A 12,971-nucleotide genomic window follows, 5' to 3' on the forward strand; every position below is an offset into this window, starting at 1 on the left:
ACATCATCTCCTTTTGGATCTTTTCCTGTAGCAGTGGCTAAATTATATACCATACCGGCATCGATATCTGCCTGGGTTACGGTGTGGACAGCTGTAAATGTTGTGCTGTCTGAAGCTCCAACAGCTAAACTTGCCAATGGCCCTCCGCTTACTACTGCATTGTTATCGGTTACAGTGATGTTGGTCAAGGTTGTATTACCTGTGTTTTTAACAACAAAGGTGTATTTTACCTGATCTCCTACGTTGGTTTTTCCATCACCGTTCACGTCTACAAATGCTCCGTGTTTGGTAATTGAAATACCTGAGTTTGGATTAGTTGGGATGTCGGTTGGACAACCTGCCGGATTGGTACAAGCCGGATCTGGGTTACCCGGATTCTTTGGATCTTCTGGTGTAGAAGGTACATCTTTTCCGTCTCCATCAACTGTCGCCAGGTTCGAAACTACGCTCACTCCTGTAAGGTCTGCAGCTGTTTTTACTACAAAACTGTAACTTCTGCTGGCGCCTACTGCAAGGTTGGTATCTGTAAAGCTTACAGTGCTGCCTGTTAGTGTTCCGCCACTTACATAAGTGGTATGGGCCGGTAGGGCATCACTTACTGTTAGGGTATTGATGGTGGCACTTCCGGTATTTTTTACCGTAATGGTATAGGTTAAATTTTCATTGGCTTCTGCTTTGCCATTGTTGTTGGCATCGGCTACGGTTTTAACGACTGTGAACTGAGGCGCTGTATCGGTTGGGATGTCGGTTGGACAACCTGCCGGATTGGTACAGGCCGGATCTGGGTTACCCGGATTCTTTGGATCTTCTGGTGTAGAAGGAACATCTTTTCCGTCTCCGTTTACTGTCGCCAGGTTCGAAACTACGCTCACTCCTGTAAGGTCTGCAGCTGTTTTTACTACAAAACTATAACTTCTGCTGGCGCCTACTGCAAGGTTGGTATCTGTAAAACTTACAGTACTGCCTGTTAGTGTTCCGCCACTTACATAAGTGGTATGGGCCGGTAGGGCATCACTTACTGTTAGGGTATTGATGGTGGCACTTCCGGTATTTTTTACCGTAATGGTATAGGTTAAATTTTCATTTGCCTCGGCTTTTCCATTGTTGTTGGCATCGGCTACGGTTTTAACTGTCGTAAAAGCTGTACAATCGTTAACCGTTACAGTTACTTTTTTTCTAGGACTTTCGCAGAAGTCTGTTCCCTGTACTGTTACATAATAGTCTTTTGTTGATGTTACTGCTGGCGAATATTTTGCTCCTGTATACAAAGCAACAGTTGCCACTGCATCATTATACCAATTAAATATAGGATTTTCGATGTTAGTAGTGGCTGCCTCAAGAGTCGCTGTACTGCCTTTGCATATTGTTACATCACTAACCGTGAGATCTGAAATTCCAGCCGGTTTGTTCACTTTAACTGCTGCTGGCAATGAAGATGCCAGGCAATTAAATTTGCGGGATGCAATATTCGTTGGTGCCCCTACAACAACTCTGTAAAATCCTTCCTGAACAGATGATTGGTTCAAAACTGCTGTATTTGCCCCGCTTACTGCTGTCCATGAATCCCATGAAGTTAAATCATTAGTTGGACTGTAATACCATTGATAAGAAGGAGTTGAACCAAATGTACCATCATCAACATAAGAAGCTGTCAGGCTTAATTTGTCATCTTCACAATATTTTGCAGCCAATCCGCTTATGGTTACAGGTGGTGTACAAGCATGTATTTCTATATCATCTAAAGCAAAATCATTTCCTGTACCTCCACTAACATTATTAATGATACGTAAACGTAAATCATCCATATCTACTGGCACTGTAAAATTGAATCCGTATTGTACCCATTTAGCATTATTAGCCGGGATATCTCCTGTATAATATTTTGTTACAACACTGCCATCAACAGGGTTTTCTAAAACAAATGTCAAATTAGGTTTAATGGTATTATTGTTCTTATATACATTGGCAATCCATGTTGAGAAATACAGTTTAGTTCCTGAACAAAGTTTACCTAAATTTGCCTGATAAAATTGTGCTGGTGGATAATCAGCATTTATCTGTAATGAATATCCTTTAGTAGGGTCTCCAAAAGAAGTATGATCGTCTATATTGTGAATCCATGCCGGATGGTTTTCTCCTGCTATCTTTGTAATAATATATTGTCCATCATCAGGATGCCCATCATTAGGATAGATACCCCCACTAATTGCATTTGCTATTTGTGTAGCATTAACATAACTCAGACCTACTACCTGAGCTATTCCTGAAGATTTAACAAGAGGATCTGAAGAATTATTTCCTCCAAAATCTTCTTTATATAGTAATGATCCTGTAGTTGCACATTGATCAGGATTAATGATGCCACAAGCATTGCTTAAATAAACGTTTACCTGTTTTGCGGCTGCTTTATTTTCAAGTATTCCTGTACCTTGTACTGTAACAAAGTAGGTTAAAGCTGCAGAAGATACCGGAGCAATAAAACTCGTGGTGTTGGTACTTGTTCCTGCTATTGTTGTTAATGAAGCATTACTATACCATGTGAATATAGGACTGCTAACTGTTGTGCTGGTTGCTGTTAAAGCTGCGGATGTATTAGGACAAGCTGATACATCAAATACATCTAAATCAGCTAATGTTGCTGTACAAGAACCAACTGTAACGGGTAATGTAGCTGTTGCAGTACATCCGCCTCCGGCACTTGAGGCTGTATATATAATATTGGCATTTCCTACTGTCAATGCAGTTGCAAATCCTGTTATAGAATCTATAGATAGTACAGCTGAATTACTACTACTCCATTTTCCTCCTGCTGGCGTTGCTGCCATAGTTGCAGTACCGCCTATACAAGTAGGTACTGATCCTGTTGTACTAATAGTTGGTGTAGTTGGTGGTGTATCTAAGGTAACAGCTAATGTTGATGTAAAATTACATCCCGCCGCAGATGTTACGGTTATTGCATATGTACCTGCATTTGCAGATGTAAATGAAGGAATAGTTAAAGTTGTTGATGTTGCATCAAGACCTGCTGTAAATGGTGTACCATTTAAAGTCCATACAATACTATTGATAGGGCCAATAGGTGCTACACTAATTACAGCCTGTTGTCCTTCGCAAACAGCAGGTGCAGGTGTTATAGTTAACAAACTTGTTGCCGAAGTGCTTAACATTGTAAGTGTTTCTTCGATACTGATACAAGCTCCAATTATTTTAACATCATAATCTCCGGCTGTAAGACCCGGGAATTCATTTGAGGTTTGTGCAGCAGAATACGTAGCTGAACCTTTAGGTTTATATTGATAAGTAAAAGGTCCTGCTCCGATAGCATTTACAATTAATGTACCTGTAGTTCCAGAACATACTACCCCACCAGAATTGGTTTTATCTAATGTTAAAGTACCTCCATCTACTATTGTGATTGTTTTTTCTATTGGGTAGCCCGAAGACAAACATTCTCTGTCATTATACATGAAATACTCCGGATATACGCCTATTTTATAAGTTCCTGCTGGTAATGTATAAAGTGGTGTTCCAGTTGAACTAAGTGCAGGGAAGCTAAATTGAGTTCCGTCCTGTGGCATCATTACTTCAGAATCTTTACCAGTAGGACCTGTATAAGCAGGTGGACCAGATATAATTTCTGCATGTGCATTTGCAAAGATATTATCAGTCATACCAGGACCATTATCAGTATCATAAGTATGAAATACTTTACCGTTTCCGTCGACACCTGTTATAGAGCCATAAATAGCATGGTTAGAACCACTCGCACAACCTGTATACCACAATTTGTCCAGCTCATAAGATACAATAGGGGCAACAACATTTCCAGTAATTGTTTGATTTCTGCAAATACCTCCTGCTCCATCGCCATAAGCAACATTCAGTGTGTAATTACCGGCAGGAAGATCCTTAAATATTGTTGTATAACCATAAACCCCTGTACTGCTTGTTTGCACATAAGGAGCCGGAATAGGGCTTAAAGCAGCTGGTGCACTGGTAATCGTATAGGTAATAGGAAACGGTCCTGCTCCTATAACACCTGTTATACTTATATTTACCTTGCCCAAAGTACATCCTTGTGATATCTGAGTCTGGACATCCTGAGTTACAGGCTTGTATTTGTATTTACCTCCAGGAGAAGTAGCCGTAATATTATATAAATGACCTATAGCATCTTTGGCTGTTATATAGTAAGTTCCCGCAGGTACGCCAGGAAGCGCGTACGTCCCTTGAGTCGAATCTGTCCAATCAGGGAAAGTGTATACTTTTGATGGGTCGTTTGCATCAGTTACCGTTATATTTGTTATAGGAAAACATGGTCTTGTATTCCATTGTACCATTAAAGCCAATCCTCCGGATGCACACATATCTGGAGATGCATAGCTATCTGTAGTTACAGAAATTGCCGGATTCTGAATGTTGACCCAAGCAGAATTAATATAGGTACCTGTACATGGGTTTAATATTCTAATACGATATTGGGTTGGGGTAAACGGAGTATAAGCTACATCCAAACTTGTATCTCCCGGTGGCAAAATCGTGTAACTTGTTGTAACAGCAGGTGATCCTGTAGTAAAATCCAGTATGTAAGTCAGTTTACTAGTGTCTGCTGTAATAGGGGTAACACCATCAGCTTTATATAGTTCGATATAGGGTGTAATAGCCCACAAATCTAATGCCATATGATTACAATCGCTGCCACGACCAAAATAGGTTTGTGCATTACGTATTTTAACTGAACCTAAAGCAGAAAGATCAAGACCTGTAACTTTTACATTATCTTCCCACACTGTTGTATTACAAGCATCTTTGGCATATGCAGTATATGTTCCCGGAGGTACTCCTGTAAAAGTTACAGTACCAAGAGAGTTTGTCTCTGATGCTATTGTAGTACCTCCACTATTAACAATCCAATAGTCTACTGGCTGCTTTCCTAATGTGGAGCCGTAAGTAATTGTACCTGCACCTCCACAACCCGTACCGCCTGACACTGTTATTGGAGTTAATTTTAACTGTTTATATGGTGAAGTAACTGTTACTGGTGCTGATGTTAAACCAGCAGCTCCAGTAGTACCATCATAAATTGTAACTGTATAAGTACCCGGAATCAGGTTATCAAATATATTAGCTGTTGGTCCGGTTACTGGTCCAACAGAAACTCCTGTTGTTGTATTGGTAAGTTTATATTGTGCCACTAGCGGATCTACTGTCCAGGAAGTAGAAGCCGTAACACTACAATCGCTTGCACAGGTACCATTTGTACCTGCAACTGTAATACTTGGTCCTACTGCTGTTATAGCTACCGGTTTAATGTCTGTACAACCACCTGTAGCAGTTGCTTTTATATAATACGTTTTATTGCCAGTGATCGTCACAGCACTTGGTGTAGTTACTGGTATAGTACATGCCGCATCTGTATAATAATCTAACGTAGCAATATTCGTGCTTCCTGCTGTAATAGCAGCCACCGTTAGATTTACAGTCGTTCCGGAAGTTACTGTAGCCGGGTTTGTAATAACCAATGCAGGTACTGGATTTACTGTTACGGTTATTTTTTGTTTAGGCAAAATACAGCCGCTTGCAGATGTTCCTTGTACATAATAATCTGTTGTTGTGGCAGGGGTTACCATAGCTGATGCCAATACTGTTGTCTGGTCAGCAGCATAGTAAATATAAGACGCGACACCGCTTACGGCATTGGCAAGGTTTACAGTAGTTCCTGCACAAACTGCAGCAGGATTTGCAACTACTAAGTTAAGATCTGTAGCTACAGTTAATGCAATAGTAGATGTTACTGAACAACCTGCAGCAGATGTAGCCTCTACGGTATAGCTGCCGTTGTTTGTCGTTGTAAAATTAGTAATATCTATATGATCTAATGCAGCACCTTGTTGGATAGTACCATCTGGCAATGTCCATTGATAATTGGTAACTGGACCAATTGGTATCGTTTTTAATTTAACAGAACCTCCTGAGCAGACACTGCCACTTGTAGCGCCCTCTACTGAAAGCAACGAAATTGTTTCTGCTATTGATACAGTCAAATCTTGAGTAACGGTATTATTACATTGGTCTTTTACCGCCACTGTATATACTACACCTGCAGTTAATGCTGGGAAAACATTACTGGCTTGAAATGCACTGTAACTAGTATCCGGATCACCTTTCTTTTTATAAGCATATTGCAAAGGTGCTGAAGTACCTGTTGCTACTACAGTCAAATTACCCTTAGTAACTCCTGAACAAACCAAACCTCCAGAATGCTGTACATCTACTACTGGTAAGGAATAACGATCAATTGTGATAGTTTGACTGTCCGAATAACAATTTGGATCGACATACTGCCCTTTAGCTGGCGCAATTCTTATAGTATATGTACCCGGATTTATGTTAGTCCAAAGGTAATTTATACTATTTTGAGACTGGCGTTTAACAACTGTGCCACTTGCATCAATAAGACTAATCCAAACCCCATCTGCAGTGCTAGAACTAGCCGGAACAGGGTTTCCTGCCATATCTGTGTAATAATATGGAATGTTAAGATCGTACACACCACAACCATTAACATTAGTAACAGAGGTTACATTTCCTAAATGCAAGCCTTTATAATTTTGTGTGTTATCGAAATTTGTAATGGGTACCGTTCTACAAGGACCAGCTCCAGTGTCACCAAACGCAAGTGTAAAGCTATAGGTACCATAAGGAAGATAATAACCAAATGGATAAGTAATTTGTGTTGACCCATCCAGATTTTTATCGGTTGTATTATTTACTGTAACACTCTTGCCTACCATAGAAGCGGGACCAGATGTGACAGTAAACGTAACAGGGAAAGGACCAGTATTTGTTTTACCTATACCATAATTAAAATCATAAAGTCTTCCCGTAAAACCGCAATTATTAGAAGCTAAACTATTTCGAGGATTTGGGCTCATTGCAAACGCTGGCAACACTGGTGATGGCACCACATATGTTCCCGATATTGTAAGTCCCTTTGCATCTGTCATGATTATTTTAAGCGTATGACCAGGAATAAAACCAGTAACATCCCCAGTAGTATATGTGCTTGTTATCTTATAAGAAGTGGCACCAAACGAAGGGTCGGCTAACAAGGTATTACCAGCTGTTTGATCATACACTTCTATTTTCATTGGCATACAAGTTAAGTTATCACCAGCATTATTGGCAGTCACTTGCAAACCAGTATTAGTTACACTACAATTGTCACTGTATGTATAGTTCATTGACCCAGTTAAACCATTAAAGGCTTTATAGGAGTAAGTTGCAGTAGCTGTAACAAAGTGATCACACCCATTTCTAAATTGAAAAGTAAAGTCAACATTTGCATTAGTTGTTAACGTGAATGGTACAGATGCAGGCATATCAGAGGCAACCCAAGCCGACCAATTACCATCAGGTGTCCCCACCCTATACTCTATATCTTTTTGATATATATTTAAGATTTTACCTGATGCATTTTTCATTGTGCAGCTAAAAACAGTTATCCCAGGTGTTGGGGTTACTGTCATCATATCACAACCACTATTTTCTCTAAAATATACATTGGGGCTTGGGCTACCTGTTGAAAGAATTGTTGCGCTCAAAGAAGTTCCGGTCGAAACATCATCATAATTAGTTACTGTTATTCCTCCAGCCGCACTTGTCATTGTATTACCACAAGCATCTTTTACTTCTACAGAATAGGTTCCTACGGGTACACTGGTAAACCTATTTGAACTCTGTGGCCCCATAACAAGTGCTCCTGTAGTCTTATTAATCAAAGAATAAGACAGAGGAGCATTGCCTCCTGTAGCGTTTACAATTAGTATCCCTCTAGGTCCACATACAGGTGTGGTCAAATTATCATAAGTAGGTACTACCGAAGAAATAGAAATACTTGTATAGCTGTAATTGATGGTTACACTTTGTGTAATTGGTGTTCCATTAGTATTATCATCCCAAACTTGTACTGTATAAGTACCATTGGCCAAGCCTGGAAAACTACTGCCCGGACCAGGGATTGTATAGGTAGACGGCCCTCCAAGTAACGCATACTGCACTGGACCAGTTGCACCCGATACTGTTACATCAATTATGCCACCGTTAATACAACCAGTAGTCGATGTTACCACACTAATTGTAGGCCCTACAGTTGTTTCAAAAAATAAAGTACTGTTATGTTTAGACAACATAGCATAGACACTCTCAACGTCCTTTTTGCCAGTAGTCCAGTGTTTCGGATCACTCCAATCTTTCTTACTTTCTGTATGATAATGCGTAGTGGCTCTGGTGTTTAGGGAAACCAGTAAAAAAAGAGCCAATAAAATAAAGTACTGTTTTTTCATGAGATTAAATTATTATGCTTTTATTATTCTTTAAGTAACTAAAATTCAAAACTGTAGGTTTTAATTCGCAAAACTATTTTGAATATAGATTTAGAATAGCCACAAGAAGTTTTTAAAATAATATTTAAAGACACAAAATTTTAATATGTAGGAAATAATCCCTTATATATTTTTTTTAATGCTTTTTGACGGTGTTTTTTAACATATAAGCCCAAAAAAGAGTGTGTTTTTATCCCCTTTTTTCTCTGTTAAATCATAAAAAAGAGCTCAAATGAGTAAAAAAAGGGCAAAAAAAAGCTGATACAGGAAATTTTGTACCAGCTTTACTCACTCATTTATCGCCAAAAATGACTAAACTCTTATTTTTTATAAATTGCCTGCTTTTAATTTAACTTTAAGATTTTATTAATAAGCCTTTTTTATAACTCATAAAACAGGTGTTGAATCTGCTCAAAAATGGCGTTTTATTTATTTTAAAATACCTGCCTCATTTATAGAAGTGAAATATATTTTCACACCTGGATTATTGCATTCAAAAACCTGTATTTTGAGGTGTTATAATTGCTTTTATAAATTGTAAATAGCAGGATTAACAATGTTATTCTAAAAGAAAACTGCCCGAAAAATACTTTCGGGCAGTTTTTTTTAAGTTTTACTTTATATTGTTAGAGCTTATTTTGCGGCTTCAATTTTTGCTTTTACCTCAGCTTCGGTGCCTTCATAAACTTGGGTGGTTGTTTTACCGTTTTCTGTTTTGGTTACTGTTCCAACCGTTTTTCCGTTTACAGTTGACAGATTCACTTCGACCCTTTTGCTATATTTGGTTGTATCAAAACAATCGGTTTTTTGATATTTTCCATCTGCATCATAATGTGCCATACATTTTGCTGTTTCCTCAGCAGAGCATCCTTTTTCCTTGCACATTTTAATGCATTCTTCTTTGGTTAACATCGAATGGTCACCACATTTGGAGATTGTTCCTGCATGCATTTCGGTTTTGGTACAGCAAGATCCCATTCCGGCATTATTGGCTGTAGCATGTCCTGCTCCTAAAATTGGGGCAATGACTAAACCTATTAAACAGGTTAATTTGATCAGGATATTCATTGATGGTCCTGAAGTATCTTTAAACGGATCTCCTACAGTATCTCCGGTCACAGCCGCTTTGTGTGCATCTGAACCTTTATAAGTCATTTCACCATTGATTAAAACTCCGGCTTCAAATGATTTTTTGGCATTGTCCCACGCACCTCCGGCATTGTTTTGAAAAACAGCCCAAAGTACTCCTGAAACGGTAACTCCTGCCATATATCCGCCCAGCATTTCAGCAATCAATTGGTTGTTGTCGCTATATACCAGTTTTCCTAACAATACAATTGCAATTGGAAAACCAATAGTCAGGATTCCTGGCAACATCATTTCGCGTAAAGCGGCTTTGGTAGATATTTCTACGCATTTTCCGTACTCAGGTTTACCTGTTCCTTCCATAATACCCGGAATTTCCTTGAACTGACGACGTACTTCGTATACCATATCCATTGCTGCTTTTCCAACAGAATTCATCGCCAGAGCTGAGAAAACTACCGGAATCATTCCACCAACAAACAACATGGCCAGAACTGGTGCCTTAAAAATATTGATTCCGTCAATTCCTGTAAAGGTTACATAAGCTGCAAACAAAGCCAGCGAAGTTAAAGCTGCAGATGCAATCGCAAATCCTTTTCCGGTTGCAGCGGTTGTGTTTCCAACTGAATCCAAGATATCGGTTCTGGTACGAACTTCTTTTGGCAATTCGCTCATTTCGGCAATTCCTCCTGCATTATCAGAGATTGGTCCAAAGGCATCAATTGCCAATTGCATGGCTGTTGTTGCCATCATTGCAGAAGCTGCCAAAGCCACTCCGTAAAAACCTGCCAGAGCATACGAAATCCAGATTGCCACAGCAAACAATAATACAGTTGGAAAAGTGGAGATCATTCCGGTTGCCAAACCTGCAATTACGTTTGTTCCTGCTCCTGTAGATGATTTTTGAACAATCGCCATAACTGGTTTTGTTCCTAATCCTGTATAATATTCAGTCACTGATGAAATCGCCCCACCTACAACTAATCCTACCAAAGTAGCATAGAAAACACGCATGGATGAAATGGCTTTAGATCCTTCTCCAAAGAAACTCATTTGCATGGTTTCTGGTAACATATGTTTTACTAAGAAGAAACAGGCGATTGCGGTTAAAACAATCGATACCCAGTTTCCTATATTTAATGCTTTTTGCACTTGTGCTTCTTTGGCATTATCATCTGAAATTTTTACTAATGTGGTTCCAATAATAGAAAATAAGATTCCGAAACCGGCAATGGCCATTGGCAATAAAATTGGACCAATTCCGCCAAAAGCATCCTGAATGCTTCCGCCCATATCTTTAATTACATAATTTCCTAATACCATTGCAGCTAAAACGGTTGCTACATAAGATCCGAACAAATCGGCTCCCATTCCGGCAACGTCTCCTACGTTATCTCCCACATTATCTGCAATTGTGGCAGGATTACGCGGATCATCTTCCGGAATTCCGGCTTCTACTTTACCTACTAAATCAGCTCCAACATCGGCAGCTTTAGTGTAAATTCCGCCTCCTACTCTGGCAAACAGAGCAATTGATTCTGCACCTAATGAAAACCCTGCCAGCGTTTCTAAAACTACTGTCATAGTCTCAGTATCTTTCCATACTCCGCCTGAAAAAAGATTAAAGAAAATGATAAAAAAGGTTGTTAGACCTAAAACAGCTAAACCTGCAACACCCAAACCCATTACAGTCCCGCCGCCAAAAGACACTTTTAATGCCTGTGGCAAACTGGTACGTGCAGCCTGTGTAGTTCTAACATTTGTTTTGGTGGCTATTTTCATTCCCATATTCCCAGCCAAAGCTGAGAAAAATGCTCCGAAAATGAATGCGATTACAATTAATAAATGTGTTTTTACTCCCGGAATAAAGGTAATGCCCGCTAAGGCTATACTTGCAATAATAACAAAAATGGTTAATAGTTTATATTCTGCTTTGAGGAAGGCTAATGCTCCTTCGTAGATGTAGTCTGAAATCTCTTTCATCTTGCCATCTCCGGCATCTTGTTTTAAAACCCAACTCCTTTTTATTCCCATGAAAAGTAATCCTAAAATTGCCATGACAATTGGCAAGTAAATCATAAATGCATTCATAATATTTTAATGGTTTTGGTTAATAGTCAATAAACTAACTAAAACGAATTTAAACAAAAAAGCAATACTCCTAACGGAATATTGCTTTTTTTATAAAATATGAAGGCGAAAATTATTTAATGCTAAATAATCCTGCTGGTTTGTTTTCGATGTCGTCAAAACGTTTTGTACACTCTGCAATAATAGCATAAGCTTCGTTTACATCTCCCCATCCTTCTACATCTACTTTTTTGTTTTCAAGATCTTTGTAAACCTGGAAGAAATGCTCGATTTCTTTTACTAAGTGTGGGTTAATATCTGAAAGGTCGTTTAGAGAATTCCAGATTGGATCTGAAACCGGTACACAAATAATTTTTTCATCCGGTCCTTTATCGTCTGCCATATGGAAAACCCCAATTGGTTTTACTTCCATAACACATCCTGGAAAAGTTGGTTCGTTTACCAAAACCAATACATCAAGAGGATCACCATCAAGAGCTAAAGTTTCCGGAATAAATCCGTAATCAGCCGGGTACATCATCGAAGAGAATAACATTCTGTCAAAACGCATTCTTTTAATTTCAAAATCGTACTCGTATTTATTTCTGCTTCCTCTTGGTATTTCGATTAATACATCGAAAGTTGTTAGTTTGTCTGCGGTCATTTTCGTTTTTTATTATTTCTATAATTTCGACTGCAAAAGTAACTAAACAATCCTTTTTTACAATGAAAAAAGTGTATTAATCTCTGTATTTTATCCATTAATTAATATACTTTTCTTTTTATGTAACAGACAGTTAATATGTAATTTTCCGATTGCGCTTTTTTAGGTAATAATGCCAGAGCAAATAGGTTGCATAAGATCGATACGGACTCCATTGTTCTGCATGAATTTCCATTTCCTGCTTATCATGAATATCCAGTAGTTCTTTGATGGTATTTATAACTGCAATATCGCCTAGCGGAATTAAATCGGGTTCTTCCAGACAAAACATTAAATAGATATCAATCGTCCAGTTTCCGATACCTTTTAATTTAATTAATTCTTCGCGAACTTGTTTTGCTGATTTTGAAGCCAGACTTTCGATGTCCAGTTCTTTGTTTAAAACGGCTTCTGCCAAAATTTTAATGTATTTAGTTTTTTGCCGGCTTACGCCAAGATTTCGAAATTCTTCATCTGATAAAACTGCCATCGTTTCAGGATTGCAGGTCGTATAGGCTTTGATTTTTAAAAATGTGGCTTTTGCCGAATCTACAGAAACCTGCTGTTCGAGAATTAATAAGACTAAAGTATCAAAACCCTGCGGACGCCTTGGAATTTGTGGTAATCCATATTTCTCGATAATTTCCTGAAATATCGGGTTTTTATTGGTTAAAAAATCAATGGCTTCCTGCATAACTGAGATTGTTTATCCTAATAATACCATTTTA

The 12,971-nt window shown here is 38.6% G+C and carries 4 protein-coding genes; all 4 read right to left on the reverse strand.

From position 1 onward, the window contains the following. Nucleotides 1–8,345: DUF7507 domain-containing protein (locus tag A4F88_RS20595; RefSeq protein ID WP_082815826.1), on the reverse strand; the 8,345-nt coding region annotated here is incomplete at its 3' end. Nucleotides 8,346–9,017: 672 nt separating this feature from the next. Then, entirely contained in the window at nt 9,018–11,561 is a 2,544-nt protein-coding gene (locus A4F88_RS20600) for a sodium-translocating pyrophosphatase (RefSeq protein ID WP_068844661.1), read from the reverse strand. A 112-nt stretch (nt 11,562–11,673) separates the two neighbouring features. Next, nucleotides 11,674–12,204 (reverse strand): inorganic diphosphatase, encoded by a 531-nt coding sequence (locus tag A4F88_RS20605; protein ID WP_057121406.1) that lies wholly within the window; start codon nt 12,202–12,204, stop codon nt 11,674–11,676. A gap of 133 nt (nt 12,205–12,337) precedes the next feature. Beyond that, the gene (locus tag A4F88_RS20610; RefSeq protein WP_068844662.1) at nt 12,338–12,937 is read right to left on the reverse strand and encodes a DNA-3-methyladenine glycosylase family protein; all 600 of its coding nucleotides are present in this window, start codon (nt 12,935–12,937) and stop codon (nt 12,338–12,340) included. Between the last annotated feature and the right edge of the window lie 34 nt (nt 12,938–12,971).

The sequence above is a fragment of the Flavobacterium chilense genome (assembly GCF_001602525.1).
GTDB classification, from domain to species: Bacteria; Bacteroidota; Bacteroidia; order Flavobacteriales; family Flavobacteriaceae; genus Flavobacterium; species Flavobacterium chilense.